22 protein-coding genes are annotated in these 22064 nt (G+C 61.4%); 14 read left to right on the top strand and 8 right to left on the bottom strand.

Annotated features, from left to right (window positions below; genetic code table 11):
* The first annotated feature begins 73 nt into the window (after positions 1 to 73).
* From QNM96_RS10595 to QNM96_RS10570, 6 genes are read left to right on the top strand one after another with little or no spacing between them, the layout of a single operon-like run.
* On the top strand, positions 74 to 340 hold the full coding sequence (locus QNM96_RS10595; protein WP_283836209.1) for a hypothetical protein: 267 nt from the start codon (positions 74 to 76) through the stop codon (positions 338 to 340).
* Between the two features lie 19 nt (positions 341 to 359).
* Entirely contained in the window at positions 360 to 941 is a 582-nt protein-coding gene (locus QNM96_RS10590) for a V-type ATP synthase subunit E (protein ID WP_283836207.1), read from the top strand.
* A complete protein-coding gene (locus QNM96_RS10585) occupies positions 938 to 1990 on the top strand; it encodes a V-type ATP synthase subunit C (RefSeq protein WP_283836205.1) in 1053 nt (350 codons plus the stop codon). Before QNM96_RS10590 ends, QNM96_RS10585 begins: the two co-directional genes overlap by 4 nt.
* Positions 1987 to 2328, top strand: a complete 342-nt coding sequence (locus QNM96_RS10580) for a V-type ATP synthase subunit F (RefSeq protein ID WP_283836203.1) — start codon at positions 1987 to 1989, stop codon at positions 2326 to 2328. The genes QNM96_RS10585 and QNM96_RS10580 overlap by 4 nt, the downstream gene beginning before the upstream one ends.
* 1 nt (position 2329) lies before the next feature.
* Positions 2330 to 4093 (top strand): ATP synthase subunit A, encoded by a 1764-nt coding sequence (locus tag QNM96_RS10575; RefSeq protein WP_283836202.1) that lies wholly within the window; start codon positions 2330 to 2332, stop codon positions 4091 to 4093.
* A gap of 2 nt (positions 4094 to 4095) precedes the next feature.
* On the top strand, positions 4096 to 5520 hold the full coding sequence (locus QNM96_RS10570) for an ATP synthase subunit B (protein WP_283836201.1): 1425 nt from the start codon (positions 4096 to 4098) through the stop codon (positions 5518 to 5520).
* A gap of 61 nt (positions 5521 to 5581) precedes the next feature.
* Here the strand turns inward: QNM96_RS10570 and QNM96_RS10565 are convergent, their stop codons facing one another.
* The gene (locus tag QNM96_RS10565) at positions 5582 to 6553 is read right to left on the bottom strand and encodes a PH domain-containing protein (protein WP_283836199.1); all 972 of its coding nucleotides are present in this window, start codon (positions 6551 to 6553) and stop codon (positions 5582 to 5584) included.
* A gap of 152 nt (positions 6554 to 6705) precedes the next feature.
* Here QNM96_RS10565 and QNM96_RS10560 point away from each other — a divergent pair, with 152 nt between their 5' ends.
* From QNM96_RS10560 to QNM96_RS10545, 4 genes are all read left to right on the top strand, one after another.
* Positions 6706 to 8325 (top strand): long-chain-fatty-acid--CoA ligase, encoded by a 1620-nt coding sequence (locus QNM96_RS10560; protein ID WP_283836197.1) that lies wholly within the window; start codon positions 6706 to 6708, stop codon positions 8323 to 8325.
* 188 nt (positions 8326 to 8513) lie between these two features.
* A complete protein-coding gene (locus QNM96_RS10555; protein WP_283836196.1) occupies positions 8514 to 9257 on the top strand; it encodes a GIDE domain-containing protein in 744 nt (247 codons plus the stop codon).
* 96 nt (positions 9258 to 9353) lie between these two features.
* Positions 9354 to 10076, top strand: coding sequence for a V-type ATP synthase subunit D (locus QNM96_RS10550; protein ID WP_283836195.1), 723 nt, complete (start codon positions 9354 to 9356; stop codon positions 10074 to 10076).
* A gap of 60 nt (positions 10077 to 10136) precedes the next feature.
* Positions 10137 to 10556: a DUF6276 family protein gene (locus tag QNM96_RS10545; protein ID WP_283836194.1), complete on the top strand. Its 420-nt coding sequence runs from the start codon at positions 10137 to 10139 to the stop codon at positions 10554 to 10556.
* A 41-nt stretch (positions 10557 to 10597) separates the two neighbouring features.
* Here the strand turns inward: QNM96_RS10545 and QNM96_RS10540 are convergent, their stop codons facing one another.
* Both QNM96_RS10540 and QNM96_RS10535 read right to left on the bottom strand, forming a co-directional pair.
* A complete protein-coding gene (locus tag QNM96_RS10540; protein ID WP_283836193.1) occupies positions 10598 to 11002 on the bottom strand; it encodes a DUF5811 family protein in 405 nt (134 codons plus the stop codon).
* A 58-nt stretch (positions 11003 to 11060) separates the two neighbouring features.
* On the bottom strand, positions 11061 to 11540 hold the full coding sequence (locus tag QNM96_RS10535; RefSeq protein WP_283836192.1) for a pyruvoyl-dependent arginine decarboxylase: 480 nt from the start codon (positions 11538 to 11540) through the stop codon (positions 11061 to 11063).
* A 145-nt stretch (positions 11541 to 11685) separates the two neighbouring features.
* Here QNM96_RS10535 and QNM96_RS10530 point away from each other — a divergent pair, with 145 nt between their 5' ends.
* On the top strand, positions 11686 to 12630 hold the full coding sequence (locus QNM96_RS10530; RefSeq protein WP_283836190.1) for a type II CAAX endopeptidase family protein: 945 nt from the start codon (positions 11686 to 11688) through the stop codon (positions 12628 to 12630).
* A gap of 14 nt (positions 12631 to 12644) precedes the next feature.
* Here the strand turns inward: QNM96_RS10530 and QNM96_RS10525 are convergent, their stop codons facing one another.
* The 3 genes from QNM96_RS10525 to pepF all read right to left on the bottom strand — a co-directional run bounded on the left by QNM96_RS10525 (position 12645) and on the right by pepF (position 16326).
* Positions 12645 to 13877: a proteasome-activating nucleotidase gene (locus QNM96_RS10525; RefSeq protein ID WP_283836188.1), complete on the bottom strand. Its 1233-nt coding sequence runs from the start codon at positions 13875 to 13877 to the stop codon at positions 12645 to 12647.
* Positions 13878 to 14071: 194 nt separating this feature from the next.
* Complete coding sequence (locus QNM96_RS10520; protein WP_283836186.1) at positions 14072 to 14458, bottom strand: hypothetical protein; 387 nt, start codon at positions 14456 to 14458, stop codon at positions 14072 to 14074.
* A 56-nt stretch (positions 14459 to 14514) separates the two neighbouring features.
* Complete coding sequence (gene pepF / locus QNM96_RS10515) at positions 14515 to 16326, bottom strand: oligoendopeptidase F (protein ID WP_283836184.1); 1812 nt, start codon at positions 16324 to 16326, stop codon at positions 14515 to 14517.
* 176 nt (positions 16327 to 16502) lie between these two features.
* Here pepF and QNM96_RS10510 point away from each other — a divergent pair, with 176 nt between their 5' ends.
* Positions 16503 to 17900 (top strand): M28 family metallopeptidase, encoded by a 1398-nt coding sequence (locus QNM96_RS10510; RefSeq protein WP_283836183.1) that lies wholly within the window; start codon positions 16503 to 16505, stop codon positions 17898 to 17900.
* Positions 17901 to 18010: 110 nt separating this feature from the next.
* Here QNM96_RS10510 and QNM96_RS10505 read toward each other — a convergent pair whose 3' ends face one another.
* Together QNM96_RS10505 and truA are read right to left on the bottom strand one after the other, a co-directional pair.
* Entirely contained in the window at positions 18011 to 18253 is a 243-nt protein-coding gene (locus QNM96_RS10505; RefSeq protein ID WP_283836182.1) for a hypothetical protein, read from the bottom strand.
* A gap of 103 nt (positions 18254 to 18356) precedes the next feature.
* Complete coding sequence (gene truA, locus QNM96_RS10500; protein ID WP_283836181.1) at positions 18357 to 19220, bottom strand: tRNA pseudouridine(38-40) synthase TruA; 864 nt, start codon at positions 19218 to 19220, stop codon at positions 18357 to 18359.
* A gap of 309 nt (positions 19221 to 19529) precedes the next feature.
* On the opposite strand from truA, the gene QNM96_RS10495 reads away from it, so the two are divergent.
* Positions 19530 to 21122 carry a sulfatase gene (locus QNM96_RS10495; RefSeq protein ID WP_283836180.1) on the top strand — a complete coding sequence of 531 codons (1593 nt, stop codon included), beginning with the start codon at positions 19530 to 19532 and terminating at the stop codon, positions 21120 to 21122.
* Positions 21123 to 21240: 118 nt separating this feature from the next.
* A complete protein-coding gene (locus QNM96_RS10490; protein ID WP_283836178.1) occupies positions 21241 to 22014 on the top strand; it encodes an enoyl-CoA hydratase-related protein in 774 nt (257 codons plus the stop codon).
* The last annotated feature ends 50 nt before the right edge of the window (positions 22015 to 22064 follow it).

Genomic DNA, 22064 nt, shown 5'->3' with positions numbered 1-22064 from the left:
GGGATTTATAGTGTCCGCGTGGCGAGAATAGCCTGTTCGAAGCCGTTGAACGACACCGAGAACTACCTAACACATGATTGAAATTGGAGCCGCACTTACCGAGGTCGTACTGCAGAACGGAGCCGTCGAAGAATCGCCGTTCCTCACTGACTACGGTGCCGCAGCGATCGCTGTCGGACTGGCAGCGCTTGCATCAGGATACGCAGAACGTGGTATCGGCGCCGCTGCCGTCGGTGCTGTCGCCGAGGACCGAGACATGCTGATCCCAGGGATCATCCTGACGGTGCTTCCGGAGACACTCGTTATCTTCGCGCTCCTCATCGTCATCCTCGCCCTGTAATCGCCCCCCTTTTCTCACAATGAGTTTGGACACAGTCGTTGAAGACATTCGAGAAGAAGCCCACGCGCGTGCGGAAGACATACGCGCAGAGGGTGACGCCCGCGCCGAGGAGATCGAATCGGCAGCCGAGGCAGACGCCGAGGAGATCACAGCCTCAGCAGAGCACGAGGTCGAACGTGAGATTGAGCAGCTTCGCGAACAGCGACTCTCCAGTGCGAAACTGGAGGCGAAACAACAGCGCCTGGAGGCGCGACGCGACGTCCTCAACGACGTTCACGAAACCGTCGAAGACGAACTCGCAACGCTCGAGGGAGACACCCGTGAAGAACTCACGCGAACACTCCTCGACGCCGCGGCAGTCGAGTTCGACGATGGCGAAGACGTGAGCGTTTACGGTCGATCCGACGACCAGGAGCTTCTCGAGTCGATCCTCGAGGAGTACGACGGCTACACGTTCGCCGGAGACTACGATTGTCTCGGTGGCGTCGTCGTCGAGAGCGAGCAATCGCGAGTCCGCGTGAACAACACGTTCGACTCGCTGCTCGAGAACGTCTGGGAAGACAACCTCCGGGAGATCAGCGACCAACTATTCGAGCAATGAGCGCAGGTGCCTCAAATCCGGAATACGTGAACGCACGTGTTCGGTCACGCCGAGCCGCGCTGTTCGCAGACGAGGATTATCGGAAGTTGGTCCGGATGGGGCCGAGCGGGATCGCACGGTTTATGGAGGAGACGGAGTACGAACGCGAAATCAACCAGCTCGGCACGCGGTTTTCCGGCGTCGACCTGATCGAATACGCGTTGAACCAGAACCTTGCAAGACACTTCGAGGACTTGCTAGACTGGTCGAACGGTCGCGTCTACGACCGTATCGCCCGCTACCTCAGAAAGTTCGACGTCTGGAACCTGAAGACGATCATCCGCGGCATCTACACGGACACGCCCGCCGAAGAGATCGAAACCGACCTCATCCGCGCCGGCGAACTCGAGGAAGCGACGATCGATCGACTGCTCGAGGTCGACGAGATCGAAGACGCGATCGAGGTGCTCGGTCGAACGATGTACTACGAGCCGCTTTCTGAAGCCTACGAGGTGTACGAGGAGACCGGCGTTCTCGTTCCGCTCGAGAACGCACTTGACAGGGAGTTTTACGAGCACTTACTCGACGACCTCGGACGACCGTCCGAAGGGCCGGACGCCCTCTACGTCGAGTTCCTGCAGGCGGAGATCGACTTCCGGAACGCTCGGAACGCGCTTCGGCTCGCACGAAGTGGCTCCGGCCTCGATCCGGCGGAGTACTACATCGAAGGCGGCGTCCTGTTCGACGAGTCCGAACTCTCCCGACTCGTCACGGACTACGACGAACTCGTCGATCACATCGCAGAGAGCGGCCGATACGGCGATCGCCTCTCGACCGCGCTCGGACGACTTCGTAACGCAGAGAGCCTCATCCAGTTCGAACACGCACTCGATGCCGCACTCCTCGAGTACTCGGATCGACTCTCGAGTATTTACCCGGTCTCGGTATCGGCAGTGTTGTCCTACATCCTCGCAAAAGAACGCGAAGTCGAGAACATTCGCGCGATTGCACGAGGTCGCGAAGTCGGACTGGACGAAACCGAGATCGAAGAGGAACTGGTGATCCTATGAGCCAGGAAATCGCAGTCGTCGGCAGTTCGGAGTTTACCACCGGCTTTCGGCTGGCGGGTGTCCGCCGGTTCGAGAACGTGCCGGACGACCAGAAGGGAGAAGACTTAGACGACGCCGTCACCACAGTCTTGAACGACGACGGCGTTGGCATCGTCGTCATGCACGACGACGATCTCGAGCACCTCTCTCGAAACGTCCGACAGAACGTCGAAACGAGCGTCGAACCGGTCGTCGTCACCATCGGAAGCGGTACCGGTGGCGGCGGACTCCGCGACCAGATCAAGCGCGCGATCGGTATCGACCTGATGGAAGAGGACGAAGACGATAACGAGAACTAGTATGAGTCAGGCAGACAATACGGAAGCCGCCGAATCTGGCGGTGTCATCGAAAGCGTGAGCGGTCCAGTCGTGACCGCCGCGGACCTCGACGCCCGGATGAACGACGTCGTCTACGTCGGCGACGAAGGGCTGATGGGCGAGGTTATCGAAATCGAAGGGAACCTGACCACGATTCAGGTGTATGAAGAAACCTCCGGCGTCGGCCCCGGCGAACCCGTCGAGAACACGGGCGAACCGCTCAGCGTCGACCTCGGACCGGGAATGCTGGACTCCATCTACGACGGCGTCCAGCGCCCGCTCGATGTCCTCGAGGACAAGATGGGGACGGCGTTTCTCGACCGCGGTGTCGACGCCCCCGGTATCGACCTCGAGAAAGAGTGGGAGTTCGAGGCCGAAGTCGCGGAAGGCGATTCGGTCGAACCCGGTGACGTCGTCGGCGTCGTGCCGGAGACGGTCACCATCGAACACAAAGTGATGGTCCCGCCGGACTACGAGGGCGGAGAAGTCACGAGCGTCGAAAGCGGCGAGTTCACGGTCGAGGAGACCGTCGTCGAACTGGACAGCGGCGAGGAGATCCAAATGCACCAGGAGTGGCCGGTCCGTCAGGCCCGACCCGCTGGTGACAAGGAGACCCCGACCGAGCCGCTCGTCACTGGACAGCGCGTTCAGGACGGACTCTTCCCGCTTGCAAAAGGTGGGACGGCGGCGATTCCCGGTCCGTTCGGATCCGGGAAGACCGTCACCCAGCAACAGCTCGCCAAGTGGTCCGACGCGGACATCGTCGTCTACATCGGCTGTGGCGAGCGCGGCAATGAGATGACCGAGGTCATCGAAGACTTCCCGGAACTGCCCGACCCACAGACCGGGAACCCGCTGATGGCCCGGACCTGCCTTATCGCCAATACGTCGAACATGCCCGTCGCGGCGCGTGAATCCTGTATCTACACGGGAATTACGATCGCAGAGTACTACCGCGACATGGGCTACGACGTTGCGCTGATGGCCGACTCCACCTCACGGTGGGCAGAGGCCATGCGCGAAATCTCGAGTCGACTCGAGGAGATGCCCGGCGAAGAAGGGTATCCGGCGTACCTCGCCGCGTCGCTCTCGGAGTTCTACGAGCGCGCCGGCAAGTTCCAGCTGATCAACGGCGGCGAAGGATCGATTTCGGTCGTCGGTGCGGTTTCGCCACCCGGCGGGGACTTCTCCGAGCCGGTCACCCAGAACACCCTGCGTATCGTCAAGACGTTCTGGGCGCTCGACGCCGACCTCGCGGAACGTCGGCACTTCCCGTCGATCGACTGGAACGAGTCCTACTCGCTGTACAAGGACCAGCTCGATCCGTGGTGGGAGGACAACATCGCGGGCGACTGGTCGGACGTTCGCCAGTGGGCGGTCGACGTCCTCGACGAGGAGGGCGAACTTCAGGAGATCGTTCAGCTCGTCGGCAAGGACGCCCTGCCGGAGGACCAGCAGCTGACCCTCGAGGTCGCACGCTACCTGCGTGAAGCATGGCTCCAGCAGAACGCGCTCCACGACGTTGACACCTACTGCGAACCCGAAAAGACCTACCAGATGCTCGGAGCGATCAAGACGTTCAACGACGAGGCCTTCGAGGCCCTCGAGGCGGGCATTCCCGTCGAAGAGATCCAGGACGTCGACGCCGCACCGCGGCTCAACCGAATGGGAACGGCCGAGGAGTACGAGGAGTTCATCGACGAGATTCAGAACGATCTCAAAGAACAACTGCGAGCACTGTACTAACAATGAAAGAGTACCAGACTATCACGGAAATCAGCGGTCCGCTGGTGTTCGCCGAGGTCGACGAGCCGGTCGGTTACGACGAGATCGTCGAGATCGAGACCGAGGACGGTCGAACGCTGCGCGGTCAGGTGCTGGAATCGAGCGAAGGGATCGTCTCGATCCAGGTGTTCGAGGGGACGGGCGGAATCGACCGCAACGCCTCCGTTCGCTTCCTGGGCGAGACGATGAAGATGCCCGTCACCGAGGACCTCCTCGGACGGGTGTTAGACGGTTCCGGCAACCCGATCGACGGCGGTCCGGAAATCGTCCCCGACGAACGACACGACATCGTCGGCGAAGCGATCAACCCCTACTCCCGGGAGTATCCAGAGGAGTTCATTCAGACCGGCGTCTCCGCCATCGACGGCATGAACACGCTGGTTCGCGGCCAGAAGCTTCCGATCTTCTCCGGATCGGGTCTGCCGCACAACGAACTCGCACTCCAGATCGCCCGTCAGGCGACCGTGCCTGAAGAGGAGGAAGGAGACGACGAGGACGGATCGGAGTTCGCAGTCATCTTCGGCGCGATGGGAATCACCGCAGAAGAGGCAAACGAGTTCATGCAGGACTTCGAGCGAACGGGCGCACTCGAGCGCTCGGTCGTCTTCATGAACCTCGCGGACGACCCGGCAGTCGAACGCCAGGTCACGCCGCGGCTCGTCCTGACGACCGCCGAGTACCTCGCCTTCGAGAAGGACTACCACGTGCTGGTCATCCTGACGGACATGACCAACTACTGTGAGGCGCTCCGAGAGATCGGTGCCGCACGTGAGGAGGTTCCGGGTCGACGTGGCTACCCCGGATACATGTACACCGACCTGGCCCAGCTCTACGAGCGGGCGGGTCGAATCGAAGGCCGTGAGGGATCGGTCACCCAGATTCCGATCCTCACGATGCCCGGCGACGACGACACCCACCCGATTCCGGACCTGACCGGCTACATTACGGAAGGCCAGATCATGATGGATCGGGATCTGAACAGTCAGGGTATCGAACCGCCGGTCAACGTACTTCCGAGCCTCTCCCGGCTGATGGACGACGGTATCGGCGAGGGCCTCACTCGAGAGGACCACGGCGATGTCTCCGACCAGATGTACGCCGCGTACGCGGAGGGTGAGGACCTGCGCGACCTCGTGAACATCGTCGGTCGCGAAGCGCTTTCGGAACGAGACAACAAGTTCCTCGACTTCGCCGACCGCTTCGAGACGGAGTTCGTCCAGCAGGGCTATGACACCAACCGTTCGATCGAGGAAACCCTCGAGATCGGCTGGGATCTGCTCTCGATGCTGCCGAAAGAGGCTCTCAACCGTATCGACGAAGACCTCATCGAAGAGCACTACCGCGAAGAAGAAGACGGCGAAGAAGCCGAAGCCGTTTCGGCCGACTAAATTCGCTCTATTTCGATTCCGATTCTGCTTGTTCTTGGGTAGATATCGACCAACAGGAACCCTATTTGTCCCGATCAGGTGAACGGACGGCATCAGTCCACGCCTCGGTAATCGTCTCGAGAACCGCCTCGGCGTCGTCGATCACGAGACGATCACACCGGATATCGAACCAGCGGCGGCGCTCGATTACGAGTTTGGTGTCGGTCAATCGAATATCGTCGACGACAGACCACGGGACAAACGTACGGCGCATCGGCCGCTTGAGGACTATTCCCGCGTCGTGTATCTGCAGTTTCGTTGCCGTCTCGAGAGTGCCGGAACCGGCCATCCCCCACTCCGCGTCGAGGACGCTGCGACGAGGCGGACTGGACCGGATCGCCTCTCGAATGCCACCCCTTCTGTTTACCCTGATCGAGACGCCGAAGAAGATGGAGAACGCTCCGATGAGTACGGACCACCACAGCGGGCGTCCTCGAAGGATCGATCCATCTCGAAGGACGAACAGCCCGGCGATGGCGAGACAGACCACGCCGAATCCGATCCAGTAGAGACCGCGGTTCGGGAGTAGCCAGGGCACCGTCACGATCGGGTTCGTCGAGGTTACCGCTCGAGCGTACCGAGTCTTCGCCATCCTCGCGACGACCGCGGCGACGGAGCCGGTGACGACGGCGCTGGCACCAGCCGCGAGCGTCACGAGTCCGGAAACCGACGAAAAAACAACTCCTGCGACCGCGACGACGGCGAACAGTCCTGGAATCACGAACGGGAGCGCCACCGATCGCGTTCTGCGACCGAGTCGCTCGGGAAAGCCGTTCGCTCGGCGTGCGAGCACGGCACCGGCAATGAGTCCGACCGTTCCGGCGGTCGAAATACTCCCGACGATAGCCGGAGCCGACGCGCCGACTGCGAGTCCGCCGGTGACCAAGAGTGCCAGCAGGACAGCACCTGCGTAGACGCCCGCGATAGCGACGAATCCGACGTCGGGTTCCTCAAGCGTCTCCGGAAGCGTCCCGGTCTGTGTTCGACGTGACACGGAGTGTGGTAGTTCGTACGAGTGATGATTACAAAATCTTTGCTCGAGGGCAGTTCATCTCGAGATTATGAGGAATTGCCTCGCCGGAGAGGCTCTCGAGCGAGTGGACTGACCGAAACAAACGTGCCAATCGATAATGATGGTTACTGTGCATGCACAAACCACTGCTCGTGACGGAGTTCCTCGACCGGGCGCGGAGCCACTACGGAGACGAAGAGGCGGTGGTCGCTACGACCGGCGAGCGACTGACCTACGACGAGGTCGGATCGCGCGCCGACGGGTTCGCCGCGGCCTTGCAGGAACGAGGTATCGAGAAGGGAGACCGCGTCGCGGTGTTGGATCCGAACACGCACTATCACCTCGAGGCGGCCTACGGGATCATGCAGGTCGGTGGGGTTCACACGCCGCTGAACTATCGGTTGACGCCAGACGATTTCGAATACATCCTTTCTGACGCGGGCGTCGACGCGATTTACGCGGACTACGAGTTCGCAGACGCCATCGAGGCAGTTCGCGATGAGGTTCCCACGGAGACGTTCATCACGAACGACGCGGAGGAGGTGGGTGGGGATGGAGCGTGGGAAGAGTTCGATGAGGTCATCGAGTCGGTCGGCACCGAGTACGACCGCCCGAAGATGGACGAAGACGAGATCATCACGATCAACTACACCTCCGGAACGACGGGCGAACCGAAGGGCGTCTGTCGAACCCACCGCTGTGAAACGATTCACGCGTATCTGGTGGTCGCCCACCAGGAGATCAGCGACGACGACACCTACCTCTGGACGTTGCCGATGTTTCACGCCAACGGCTGGGGCCACATCTTCGCCGTGACCGGCGTGGGGGCGACCCACGTCTGCACGCGCGGCGTCGACGCCGGAGACATCTTCGAGGCGGTCCGAACCGAGGACGTCTCCTACATGTGCGGCGCGCCGACGGTTCTGAACATGCTGGTCGACTACTACGGCGAACATGAACTCGAGACGACCGGCGAATCGGACGTTCGACTCGCGACAGCCGGGAGCGCGCCGCCCGAGGCGACCATCCGAACCGTCGAGGAGGAGTTCGGCTGGTACTTAAAGCACGTCTACGGGGCGACCGAGACGGGGCCGCTGATCACCACCTCCGACGCGCGCCGACACTTCGAGGACGACAGCGACGATCGGTTCCGAATCAAGAAACGACAGGGGCTAGCTTACTTGGGAACCGAGATTCGGGTCGTCGGCGAGGACGGAGCGGATGTCCCGCGGGACGACGAGACGCTCGGCGAGGTCGTCGTCCGGGGGAACCAGATCATGGAGAAATACTGGAACAAACCCGACGCGACCGAGGAGGCCTTCTCCGATCGCATCGAAGGCTACTACCACACGGGCGACCTCGCGACCATCGACAAAAACGGCATGATCTCGATTCAGGATCGCAAAAAAGACATCATCATCTCCGGGGGCGAGAACATCTCGAGCATCGAACTCGAGGACACGCTGTTCGATCACCCCGAGGTCGCAGACGTCGCGGTGATCCCTGCGCCGAGTGACGAGTGGGGCGAGACGCCGAAAGCGTTCGTCGTCCCCGAAAGCGGCGACCTCGAGGAACCGGGAGTAACTACCGAGGACCTCCTCGAGTTCACGCGGGACAATCTGGCCGGCTACAAGGCAGTTCGGCGGACGGAGTTCGTCGAGGAACTGCCGACGACCGCGACCGGCAAGGTCCAGAAGTACGAACTTCGCCAGGAGGAGTGGGAGGACGAGGATCGGATGGTCGGACAGGGGTAGGCCACAGAACGCGTTAGGACCCGCTCGAGAACGTCGCCCAAGCGGCTACGGCCAACCGGTCGTCGATGATACTGGTTCGCGCGGTCGCCAAGCGCCGACTTCGAGTTCCGGACGGTCGGTCGAAAACCGAGTTACTCGCCCGGAAACAGCGCGAAACCTAATAGTACCTGGCCTGCGGGGGAAGCGATATGGACATCGTAACGGTACTCATCGGGGTGGTCATCGCCGGACTCGGTATCGCCGGTCTCGTAGTGGGGGGAAAGGCGCTCCGGCAGTGGCGACAGCTCAGCGCGAACGATCCGGTCCCGATCAATCAGGCGATCACCGCATCCGGAACGGTCGAAGTCGAGGGCGATATTCGCGGCCACGATTCGACCCTCGAGTCGGTCCACTTCGGCGAGGACTGCGTTGCCTACGAGTACGAAGTCGAAAAACGTCGTCACAGCTCGAACAACTCGGGCTCGAACTGGCGAACGATCGATTCCGGACAGGCGTTCCGGCCGTTCGTCCTCGAAGACGAGTCGGGGACAGCGTACGTCGATCCCGAGGGAGCGCTGTTCTCGCTCGAGAAGGAGCGAACGCGAAAGACGAACGCGCAAGGCGAGCCGGTTCCGGACGACGGCTCGTGGAATCTCAACGTGTCGGCTAACATTCCCGGGTTAGGAAGCGTCGGCATCGGAAACAAACGATACACTGAGAAACGACTCGACGTCGGGGGCCACTGCTACGCGGTCGGGACGGCCGAACGGCCGCCCGCCGGCGTCGACGCCGATGTCGCGATCGTCGGCACCGGGGCACCCACGTTTATGCTCTCGGACGCCACCGAGAAAGAAACGCGAATGCGACTCCTGATGCGCGGAGCGGGCTACGCTCTTGCAGGACTCGCAGCGAGTGCGTTTGGCGTTGTGATCGTGGGCGCGGAATTGTTGTGACCGATCGGTGTCGCTGAAGCTGACCACTCTCGAAACAGCCTCCCTCGAGAGCAACTGTAAACAGTTATCCGACTGGGGGCGCAACCTCTCCACAACATGGCCAAGGACGTCAAGCCGACCCGCAAAAACTTGATGGCGATCGAGGATCGCATCGAGCTTTCCGAGCGCGGCCACGGCACTCTCGAGAAGAAACGAGACGGTCTCATCATGGAGTTCATGGACATCTTGGACAAGGCCCAGGACGTCCGCGGCGAGCTTTCCGAGGACTACGACGAGGCACAAAAGAAGATCAACATGGCTCGAGCCATGGAAGGCGACGTCGCCGTCCGCGGAGCCGCGGCGGCCCTGCAAGAGCACCCGGAGATCACGACCGAGTCCAAGAACATCATGGGCGTCGTCGTGCCACAGATCGAATCCTCGCGCGTCTCGAAGGATCTCGGTCAGCGAGGCTACGGGATCATGGGCACCTCCGCGCGCATCGACGAAGCCGCGGAAGCCTACGAGGACCTCTTAGAGAGCATCATCCTCGCCGCCGAAGTCGAAACGGCGATGAAGAAGATGCTTCGAGAGATCGAAACCACCAAACGGCGCGTCAACGCCCTCGAGTTCAAACTCCTACCGGAGCTCTACGAGGGCCAGGAGTACATCGAGCAGTCGCTCGAGGAACAGGAACGCGAGGAGACGTTCCGCCTGAAGAAGATCAAGGAGAAGAAAGAACAGGAAGAAAAAGAAGAAGCCGAAGCGGAGGAAGCCGAAGAAGCAGAGGACCTCGAGGGCGGACAGGCGCCGCCGGTCGGAAGCGCGGCGGGCGGCAACTGAGGACCTCGATTCCGTGCCGTGCGTTCGGCTCGGGACTCGATCTGCGGATACCCGAAACCTATGCGCTGTTGTACCTGCGGTTCGTCGACCGTTTCGTTCGCCGTTCCGGAATCTTATCGTAAGTTTTCGCAGTCAGAAGCACCTGCGGCCGCGATCTGCTCGCAGTGTCTGACCGTCGATGCACTCGAAAAAGATGACGAGACGGATTCATGGACGGTTTCTCGGAATCCGACCGACTTTACGAGCGTCAGCGACGCGTTTCCGACTCGTGCGGAGCCGGCCGCCGGGATCGCACTCGTAATCGGATTATGCTCGTCGCTCGCGCGCAATCGGACCGCCCTCGAGGAACTACTTACCGACCTCGAACGGACGGGAACGGATCCGTTACTGACGCTCGAAAGAGTGTGTAAGGATCCTTCGGTTGAGCCGGCGATCGATCTCGAGCGTCGGCTCCATCAGCTCGAGCAGCTCGTGTACTGAATCGGCCAGCAAAACGAGGTGAGTGGCGATCTGTGTATCCGCTATCTCGCCGTTGGCGTGACGTTGTTGCTCAGCGCCTGTTTGACCTGGAGCGCGGCGCTCGCGGCGAGCCCGCGAGCGACCTCGTCGCGCTCGTCGGCGTCGATCACTTCTTCGGCGGCGTTCTCGATATCTGCCTCGAGGTCCGGCGTAAAGCCAGCGCTGACGGCGTGACCGACGGGTGGTCGGACGGCGACGGTTACCTGCGGACCGCCGGTACCGTGCGAGATATCGGAATCGACGATGTACTCGTTCGGAAGGAACTCCCGCGTTCGGGCGGCGATCCGCGAGACGTCGCGGTGAAGCGTTCGTTTTTGTGTGTTCGACAGATCGGGGATATCCGCCGCTGCACGCTTTCCAGCCCCAGTGACACCCGGCAAGCCCGCGTACGGCGTATTTCCGTTCATGAGAAGTCCTACCTGTCTAATGGGGACGGGCAATAAAAAGGATTCGGCTTCCGACAATTCAGCAAATCGGCTCGCTCGTTCCGTAGACCGCCAACACGACTGCCGTCGTGTACGTCCCCGTGTTCGCTTGCGCGCTCTCGACGTGAACTCGAGGATCGGCAAACTCCCACTCCCGAAGCTCTTGGCCGGCCGCGAGTCCCTCTCGGACTCGAGTTTCGACGTCCTCGCTGTCGGTTTCGCCGGCGGCTTCGTAGAAGATCCCCGGCCCGTCGTCGGCTGATTGGGACCAACCCAATCCCGCGCTTACCCGCCCCGGTCCGGCGGTCGTGGCTCGAGCTTCGACGACGGTGAGCCGGTCGCCGGCGGGGCCGAGATCGGGCGCGGTGCCGACGGCCTCGACGGCAGTGTCTGCGGGAACAACGGAAGAGACAGCGACGAGGTTGTAGTTCTCGATGCCGGCTTCGGCGAGTGCGGCGTCGTAAGATGCCATCGCCGTCGGGGCCGACGCGGTCCCCCAGACGACACGAATTACGCTCATAGTCGCGTTCGGGGTTCGACGGCGTAAGGCGTTGCGATTCGCAGGTGACGGCATTTCGGCTCGCGACGAATCGATCGAATTCGTGTCGCGAATCCAGCAAACGTAGATGGCAATGAATATTAGTTAATATCTATATAAATTTTCCATGGATATACGAGCATACTCGAGGTGGTTGCTACGAGGATCAGACACATCGAACCGTCCTCGGTCAGTCTGGCGAATTCTCGTTCCGATCGTCCTCACGGTTCTCGTCGGTGGGATCGCCATTCCAGGTATCGTTTCCGAGACACTTTCGCTCGGTTCTCTGTCGATGGCGTTCGTCAGCAATGCCTCGTTTGCCCTCGCTACCCTCGGTGCTATCGCCGTCTCCGCGTGGTATCTCGATCACCGACCGCTTCGGGCATATGGATTTTCCCTGTCTCGGGCGTGGTGGTTCGACTTCGTCGCCGGCGTCGTAATCGGTGGTATTCTCGTCGGGACAGCGTTCATTTTCGCGTACAGTCTCGAGTGGGTTACCGTCCTCGAGATGTGGTCGACCGGGGATGGCAGTACCGTCGTCGGCGGACTCGTACTCATGGCAATCGTATTTTTGTGTGTCGGGTTCTGGGAGGAGACGATTTTTCGGGGCGTCGTCGTGACGAACGTTGCTGAGGGGTTGCGGACACGGCTGTCTTCCCGGCAAGCGCTGTTCGGGGCCTGGGCGGTGAGCACCGTTCTGTTCGGTGTCCTCCACCTCCCGCTCGGCACCGTTCCGGGAGAGGCGTCAACCGTCGGCATGCTCGGTGTCTGGCTCTCTCTGGGTGGACTGTTGGGTCTCGCGTACGTCCTCTCTGGCCAGCTAGCTCTTCCCATCGGACTACATTTCGCCGTGAACTATGCGACGAACAGCATCTTTTTCGGCTCCGACCTGTTCCCGACCGTTCTCCGGACAGAGATCACGGCTCCGGAACTGTGGCATCCGATCGCCGGTCTCACGATGGTCCCCGGTCTCCTCGTCGCCTTTGGGCTCGTGATCGCGTGGTGTTACTGGCGGAGAGGTGAATCGGTGCTCGCCGTTCACATCTCGGAGCGGCCGTCGAAAACGTCGTAACCGTCCGATTGCGATTACTGGTAGAAGTATCCGGCCGAGGAGATCACGTCGCTCGAGTCGTCGTCTTCGATCTTCTCGATGGCGTCGGTGAAGTCTTCGTGACGGACTTCGGTGCGGTCGTCTCGAACGGCGAACATGCCGGCTTCGGTCGCGAGACTCTCGATTTCGGCACCCGAGTAGCCGTCGGTTTCGTCCGCGAGATCGGCGAAGTCGATCTCCTCGGAAACGGTCATATCCCGCGTGTGGATCTCGAGGATCCGTTCGCGGCCCTCCCGATTCGGTTCGGGGACTTCGATGAGGCGGTCGAAGCGCCCCGGACGGAGGATAGCGCGGTCGAGCATATCGAAGCGGTTTGTTGCGGCGATGATGCGGATTTCGCCGCGGGCTTCGAAGCCGTCCATCTCCGAGAGCAGTTGCATCATGGTCCGCTGGACCTCGGCGTCGCCGGAGGTCTTCGATTCGGTTCGGGTCGCCGCAATGGCGTCAATTTCGTCGATGAAGATAATTGCCGGCTCGCGCTCGCGAGCCATCTCGAAGAGGTCCCGAACGAGGCGGGAGCCTTCGCCGATGAACTTGCGGACGAGTTCCGAGCCGGCCATCTTGATGAAGGTGGCGTCGGTTTCGGTCGCGACGGCCTTCGCGAGCATCGTCTTGCCCGTCCCCGGCGGTCCGTGGAGCAGGACGCCACTCGGCGGATCGATACCGACATCCTCGAACAGTTCGGGATCCTCGAGGGGTTGTTCGACCGCTTCGCGGACCTCCTGAACCTGTTCGTCGATTCCGCCGATTTCGTCGTAATCGACATCGGGTTTTTCGGAGATTTCCATGGCCTGTGCGCGGGCGTCGGTTTCCGCGTCCAGAACCGTTTGAATGGAAAACGAGTCGTTGACGGCGACGCGGTCGCCGCTTTCGACTTTCTCTGCGATTCGTGGAGAGACGTCCGTGAGGACCTCCTGATTGTTTCCATGCTGTTTGACGACCACTTCGTCGTCGTCGAGAACGTCTTCGACCGTCGAAATGTACAACGAGGAGCTTTTGAGCGTCTCGTTTTCGCGTTCGACGGTGTTGACTTTCTCTTGTAACCGTTCGCGGCGCTCCTGTGCAGAATCGAGCTGCTCGGACAGCTGATCTCGAACGTCGGTGAGATCTTCGAAGTGTCCACGGAGCGCCTCGAGCCGTTCGTCATCGGAGAGATCGGGATCGATCTCTCGATGTGGTCGCTCAGGAACAGATGGGCTTCGAGACATCGTGATGTACATCGATAAGATACCCACGATAAATGTGCCTTTGGGTCGCGGTTGGTTTTCGGGTGGACGACAACCGGGAGGCATGTTGTCACGAACCAGTCGAAGATGAGGCTCGAGCGGTTTCGGGCGGAACTGGCGTCTCAAGGAGGCAACCGAGCCTACCAAAAGTGCGTGCTAGAGGAGTCAGATCGGCGTCAACGAACGGCTGTGACAAGAGAGAAACACCCGTCGTACCGATATTTGAACGCGTAATAGAGCGTGTAGACGGCGGTGAACGTTCCGATAATCGCCGCGACGGTGGACGGGTCGAATATGAATGAGATCCACATGAAGACTGACCAGCCAGCAAACAATGCGAAGAAGAACACGTTCGATTGGTGAAGGCCGTCTACGAGCGAGACAACGAGAATTAGCGCTGTGACGTACAATGCGGCCAACGAGAGGGCAATGTCGTCCGGTTCGCCGCCGATGGTTCCGTAGAATACCGTGATCTGTACCGCCATGAGTGCGGCGAGCAGGATGGAGACAGGCGTCCACTCGAGTGAGGCTATCAAAGCGCGGAGACGTTTCGAGGTGGGCATACCGTGCTATAGTTGGTTAAGTGACTAAAATACAACCATTGGGTCGTCGGTTCGTCCTACTCGAGCAGGGTCGCCATCTCGTCGAGTCGGTCGCCGTAGGTCGAGAGCGCGCGGTCGATCGGATCGCTGGTGCTCATGTCGACGCCAGCGATTCGGAGGAGCTCAAGGGGATACTCTCGAGAGCCCCGCTGGAGGAACTCGAGGTAGTTTTCTGCCGCGGCGCAGTTCGGGTCGCTACCGGGACCGTCCGGAAGGATATTGTCCACGATCGCGAGTGCGGCGGAGATCCCTGTCGAGTACTGGTAGACGTAGAACGCCCGGTAGAAGTGCGGAATGCGCATCCACTCGCGGGCGATGCGATCGTCGACGACGGCCGGATCGTAGTACTTCGCTTTGAGCCCGTGGTAGAGTTCGTCCAGACGGTCGGCGGTGAGTGGCTCGCCGTTCTCCTCGAGTCGGTGCGTTTCGTGCTCGAACTCAGCGAACAGCGTCTGGCGATAGAGCGTCGAGCGCACACGCTCTAAGAACTCGTTGAGGACGGCCTTTCGGAACGCGGGGTCGTCGACGGTCTCGAGCAGGTGGTTCGTCAGCAGTGCCTCGTTAACCGTGCTAGCGACTTCAGCCACGAAGATCTCGTAGCCCGAGTAGACGTAGGGCTGTTCTTCCTTCGTGAGTTCGGAGTGCATCGAGTGACCGAGTTCGTGTGCCAGCGTGTACATCGAGGTGATGTCGTCCTGATAGTTCATCAGGATGAACGGCTGCGTGTCGTAGGTCCCCCCGGAGTACGCGCCCGCCTGTTTGCCCTCGTTTTCGTAGACGTCGACCCAGCGTGACTCGAGTCCCTCGGCGACGCGGGACTGGTAATCCTCACCCAGCGGTGCGACCGCCTCGACGACGTGGTCAGTTGCATCGTCGTAGTCGAGGTCAGGCCCTTCGCCGCCCGTCAGCGGCATGTAGATATCCCACATCTGGAGGTTTTCAACCCCCAGCGCGTCCCGTTTGAGTTCGGCGTGGCGGTGGAGTTTATCGAGGTTGTCGTTGACGCTGTCGACCAGCGTGTCGTAGACGTCGACGGGGACGTTTGGTCCGTCGAGTGCGGCCTCGCGAGCGGTGTCGTAGTTTCGAGCCCGTGCGGTCTTGACATCCGCTTTGACGCTGTTCTTGTACGACGCCGCGACGGTGTTTCGCACCGTTTCCCACTCGTCAAAGTAGCCCTCGTAGACGCGCGTTCGGAACTCGCGGTCGGATTGTTTGAGCAGGTTCGTGAAGTTGCTCTGGGTTATCTCGACGGCGTCTCCGTCCGGATCTTTGACGGTTGGGAACGTCATGTCCGCGTTCGAGAGCATATTGTACACCTCGCCGGTGGCACCCGTGACCTCGCTCAGGTCCGCGAGGAGGGCCTCGACCTCGGCCGAGCGCGTGTGGGGTTTCATCCGCAACACGTCGTCCACGTAGTGTTCGTAGGTCTCGAGCGCCGACTCAGTCTCGACCATCGACTCGAACTCCTCCCGGGTGAGCGTCTGGAGTTCAGGTTCGATGAACGACGCCGCGGACTGGGCCTCGGCGGCAAGTGACTGCGAGCGCGCAGTCAGCGCCTGGTACTCCTGGTCGGTCGTATCCTCGTCGCGGCGCATTCTGGCGTAGGCCGCGACGGTCGACACTTCGCGCATGATGTCGTTGCGAAGCTCGAGAACGGCGTAGAGCGTCTCCGCGTCGTCGGTCGTCTGACCCTCGTAGTCGGCCAGTTCGTCGACGCGCTCGCTCACCGTCGCGTAGGCCTCCTCCCAGTCTTCGTCGGTCGCGTAGATGCTCTCGAGATCCCAGGTATATTCCTGGTCGATTTCGGAGCGGTTGGGTACAGAACTCATACACCGTATTTCGGAACGAAGCTGTGAAAAGCTACCGAAGCCGGTCAGCGGGAGAGACCAAACGTGCATCTCGATCGTTCGTTTCGGCTTCCCGAGGAAGAACTTCCGTTCTCGGAAACGACAATCGCACCACCTTTCACCGGCAGCGTATTGCCGTTCGTCGTGCAATTCGGGATATGAACGAGAGCATTCAGCTCGAGCGCGTCCTCGGGCGGGCGTGGCACGACGATCGGCCGTGGGAGCTCCTCACTGAATTGACCGAACTCCCGCATCGAATGGCCGGTTCGCCGGGCGAACGGCGCGCGGCGGAACTGGTCGGCGACTCGTTCAGGGACGCCGGCCTCGAGGAGGTTCGTCTCAGGGCGTTTTCGATGCCCTACTGGGAACGCGGAGAAACGTCGTTCGCCGTTACGAAACCCATTGAGCGATCGTTCGACGCGATTTCGCTTCCCTACTCGCCGTCGGGCGATCTCGAGGGGCCGCTGGTCGATGTGGGCCACGGAACCCCCGAAGAGATCGATGCCGCGGGAGACGCGGTACAGGGGGCGATCGCGGTCGCGAGTACGACGACGCCGCCGGGTCAGCGGTTCGTCCATCGGATGGAGAAGTACGGCTACGCCGTCGACGCGGGAGCCGAGGCGTTCGTCTTCGCGAATCACGTTTCTGGCCAGTTGCCCCCAACCGGCGCGCTTTCTTTCGACGGCGAAGTCCCTATCCCCGGGATCGGCGTGAGTAACGAAACCCGCGACTGGCTTCGCGAGTACGCCGACCGCGACGGCAGTGCACGTCTCGAGGTCGAGGCGACGACGATCGACGGCTCGAGTCAGAACGTCCACGGCGTGGTAAAACCCGACCGAAAGAACGCAGACGGGGAAGAGACCGAAGCGGCCGAGACGAACGAACCGACAGCGGAGATCCTTCTGCTCGCCCACTACGACGCCCACGACATCGCCGAGGGAGCACTGGACAACGGCTGTGGAATCGCAACCGCCCTCGGCGCGGCGTCCATCCTCTCGGCTCTCTCCACAGACCTCGAGTGTCGGGTTCGGGTTGTCGCGGTCGGCTGCGAAGAGGTCGGGTTGCTGGGAGCCGAATCCCTCGCGACGAGGACGGATCTCGAGTCGGTTCGGGCGGTCGTCAACGTCGACGGGGCCGGACGATACCGAAACCTGCGGGCGTTCAGCCACGGATCGGAGTCGATCGAGGAACTTGCCGAACGGGTCGCCGACGAGTTCGGCCAGCCGATCGGTCACGTTCCCGAACCGCATCCCTTCAGCGATCACTGGCCGTTTCTTCGAGACGGCGTGCCGGCGTTGCAACTTCACAGCGAACCTCCCTCGGGGAGCGAGCGCGGACGCGGATGGGGTCACACCGAAGCCGACACCCGCGATAAAGTCGATTCGCGGAATCTCCGCGAGCACGCGATGGTGACCGCCCTCCTAATTCGGGAACTCGCATCCGCTCGAGCCGACATCCCTCGAGTCGGGAAAGAAGTTCTCCTGAGCGCACTCGAGGAACAACACTACGAGTCGGGCATGCGCGCGGCGAACATCTGGCCCGACAGCTGGGACTGATAGTGAATAGCCGGAAATGACGGACAACCGACCATATGAACCGTCGCAGAGGTAGGCGGATGGGAGTTGTGAGGAACAGGCACAAAACCTCGCCTCAGGGCGGGGAGGATTCAACCGCGCATCTCGGCATCGACGGCAGTCCGAACCGTTCTGGCGACGCCGAGCGTAACGAGATAGCTCCCGGCGACGATGAGTGCGATCAGCAAGAAGAGTCCGAACAGCGTGGCACCTGCCTCCGAATGCGTCAGAAGGGGTGCGGCGACGCGATAACCGAGATAGCCGACGAGCACACCGGCGGCGACCAGAAGCGACGCTCGCCAGTACGCGCCGTACTCCTCGGGCGACAGTTCCATACCCCGTCGTCGTCGCCCGAATCTAATAAACCCACTCGCCAATCTGTCTCCGAGCAGTACCCCGCCTCAAATCGGACGGGTCATAACTGATCCCGACCCGCGCTCACATCCCGTCACGAAGCTGTCTCGAGACCCGATCCGCGGTTCGCTGTTCGATTCGACGCCGCTCGAAGATCTGTCGTGCGCTCGTCGCCGCCTCCTCATCCACACGAAACTTGAGGTCCGGGTAGTCGACGGCCGTCAGCACGAGCGGTTCCGGCGGTGCGGGGGCGATACCCTCGTGGCCCGGTAACTGTTCGCCCTCAAGCGCTCGCTCGATTTTCTCGAGCGGGGCTTTTCCCGTCCCGACTGCGCGTGCGAGCGAGACGAGTCTGCGGACGAGTTCGCGCGAGAAGCCGCCCGCCGAAACGGTGACGACGAGAAAATCGTCGTCGCGAGCCGACTCGAGCGTCGGCGACCGCTCGGTGTTTCGCTCGTCCGGTGTGAGATTGTGGAAGTCATGCGAGCCCGAAAGCGCCTCGAGCGCGGCGTCGAATCGGTCATCTTCGATCCGTACCGCCCTCTCCAGTACCCCTTCAGAAGGAGGTGATTCGTCGTCCGCCAACCCCCTTACAGGCGGTGCGTAGAGGTGGTAGGTGTACGTTCGCCTGGTCGCGTGATGCGTGGCGTGAAATTCTACAGGAGGATCGGCAAACGACCAGGCTCGCACGTCCGCGGGGAGTTCGCTGTTGATCACTCGAGGGGTGAGCCAGTCCGGGGCTTCGAAAGCGATCGTTTGCTCGAGGGCCGAAACGCCGGCGTCCGTGCGACCGGCGGCGGCGTAGCCGTCGGGTTTGTCGGCATCGGCTGGGAGTACCTCGAGACGTCGGAGTGCGTCGAAAATCGTATCCTCGACGGTGTCCACGTCGGGCTGGCGCTGAAAGCCGAAGTAGTCAGTGCCGTCGTAGGCGATCCGAAAGGCGCGCATCACTGTTCGATTCGACCGAGAACCCCCTGTCTGTTAGCTCCGTCGGGTGCCGGCCCTCATACTGTCGGCTGTCCCTCTGTGAAGCGTTTCACATCCACGGGGGCAACGAGAATTGTGAACGACGTACAGTCGACAGTATCAGCGCGGATGGAGCGCCACTACTGATTCGCCAACATCGCTATCGAACCCACCAACGCCCGAACGAGTGGCAATATCGGGCGTGTTCGGCGAGCCGCAAGGCCGATTTGGTATGAGCGGCCTGCACACTCCGGGTCGGTGACCTTCCCCCAGGGAGGTGGAGGGGGAACAATGGAGTCACAAGCTGACAGTGATCCGGAGCCACATGAGCGTTCGCGAAACGTCGTCTTCGTCGTCCTCGATACCGCTCGAGCGACGAGCGTGAGTGATCGGACGATGCCGGCCCTTTCGAAGCTCGCATCGGCGGGTTCGTCGTTCGAAAACGCGTTCGCGACCGCACCCTGGACGCTTCCTTCCCACGCGTCGATGTTTACCGGAACGTACCCCTCGGAGCACGGAACACACGGAGACCACCCGTTTTTGAACGAATCGCTGCGGACCCTTTCCGAGGCGTTTTCCGACGCCGGCTACGAGACCGTCGGCGTTTCGAACAACACCTGGATCACCGAAGAGTTTGGCTTCGACCGCGGGTTCGACCGCCTGCGGCGAGGCTGGCAGTACATTCAATCCGACGACGATATGGGCGCGGTCGTTCGCGGTGAGGACCTTCGCGAGAAACTCGACGCGACTCGAGACAATCTCTTCAACGGCAATCCGCTGGTCAACGCCACGAACATCCTCTACAGCGAGCTGATTCAACCGGCCGGAGACGACGGAGCCGACCGAACCACGTCGTGGGTCGAGAACTGGCTCGAGGGACGAGACGACGACCGACCGTTCTTTCTGTTCTGTAACTACATCGAACCACACGTCAAGTACGATCCGCCGAAGGAACTCGCCGAACAGCACCTTCCGGACGGCGCGAGCTACGAGGAAGCCGCGACGATTCGACAGGACCCTCGAGCCTACGACTGCGGCGACTACGAGATCGACGACCGAGAGTTCGCCATGCTTCGCGGTCTCTATCGGGCCGAACTCGCCTACGTCGACGAACAGATCGCGCGATTGCAACGCGCGCTCGAGCGGACGGGCCAGTGGGAGGACACGCTCCTGGTCGTCTGCGGAGATCACGGCGAACACGTCGGCGAACACGGTTTTTTCGGACACCAGTACAACCTGTACGACACCTTACTTCACGTCCCACTGGTTCTTCACGGCGGCGAGTTCACCGGCGGCGGGAAACGCCGCGATCTCGTCCAGTTGCTCGACCTGCCGGAAACGCTGTTCGAGGCGACCGGCGTCGAGGATCGAGCGTTCGTCGAGCAGAGTCGAGGTCAATCGATGCATCCGGCCTCGGAAACCGATTCACGGGACGCCGTTTTCGCGGAGTACGTCGCCCCACAACCATCGATCGACCGACTCGAGGCGCGGTTCGGCGACGTTCCGGATCGGGTCCGCTCGTTCGACCGCCGGCTACAGACTGTTCGGACCCAGGACGCGAAGTACGTCCGCGGCGACGACGGATTCGAGCGGTTCCACGACCTCGAAATGGATCCGCACGAACAGCGGAATTTACTCGAGGAGCTGACAGCCGGAGAAGCCGAAAGCGGTCGACAACAGGGTAAACGCCAGCAACACGACCGACACCAGTCCAAAAGGCACCAACACCACGAGCCGTCGTGTCGCGACCGACTCAAGGAGTTGCGCCGCCGTCTCGATGACCAACTCGGAGACATCGATTCGATCGGGACCGAGGCGGGCAGCGAGAACGTTTCGATGCGTGCAGGGACCAAAGAGCGACTGGCTGACTTAGGCTATCTCTGAACACATCCAGCCTCGAGAAGCCAAGATCATCCCGACCTGGTCGAGCCGTAGAGAAACTGAACGCCGATTGAAAGCTGTTCGCGGGGTTTTATACGATTATCGAGAGTGACTGTGTACTATGACAACCATTCGAACAGAGATCGCCGAGGACGAACCGTACGCGACCGTCGTGATCTCGAACCCGGAACGGGAAAACGCGGTGAGCGAGTCGGATACTGAGGAACTCGCGGCCGCCTTCCGTGAACTCGATGCAAACGACGACGTCCGCTGTCTCGTCCTGACCGGCGACGGAGACGCCTTCTGTGCGGGCGCGGACCTCACCTCGGTCGGCTCCACACCCACCGCAGAATCCATCGATCGCGGCTTTCACGCCGCAGTCGAGGCGATCATGACCTGTTCGAAGCCGGTGATCGCGAAAGTTGACGGCGCGGCGATCGGCGCAGGGGCATCGCTCGCGACGGCCTGTGACTTCGTCTACGCCGACGAATCCGCACGAATCGGCTTCTCGTTCTCGAACATTGGGCTCACGGCGGATACGGGGGCGACGTTTATCCTCCCGCGACTGGTCGGCGTCCGTACCGCCGCGGAGTTGTTGATGAGCGGGGACATCCTTCCCGCACCCGAAGCCGAGGAGGCAGGACTCCTGACCGAAGTCGTCGATGATGGCGACATCGACAAACGAGTGCACGAACGGGCAACAGATCTCGCGAACGGACCGACTCGAGTCCACTCCTCGCTTCGGCGGCTCCTCCTTCGATCGAACGCCAACACCCTCGAAGAACAGCTCGAACTCGAGGCGCGCGAACAGGAGCGGATGTTCTACACGCAGGACATGATGGAAGGTGTCGCGGCCTTCACCGAAGACCGCGATCCGGACTTTCAGGGGCAGTAGTTCCGACGACCGCAGGTCAGCTGTTAGCCGACGCCGACTGGTAGTGAGAT

Source organism: Halostagnicola sp. A-GB9-2 (genome assembly GCF_030068615.1).
GTDB lineage: Archaea > Halobacteriota > Halobacteria > Halobacteriales > Natrialbaceae > Halostagnicola.
This window is presented reverse-complemented; position numbering and strand designations above follow the sequence as displayed.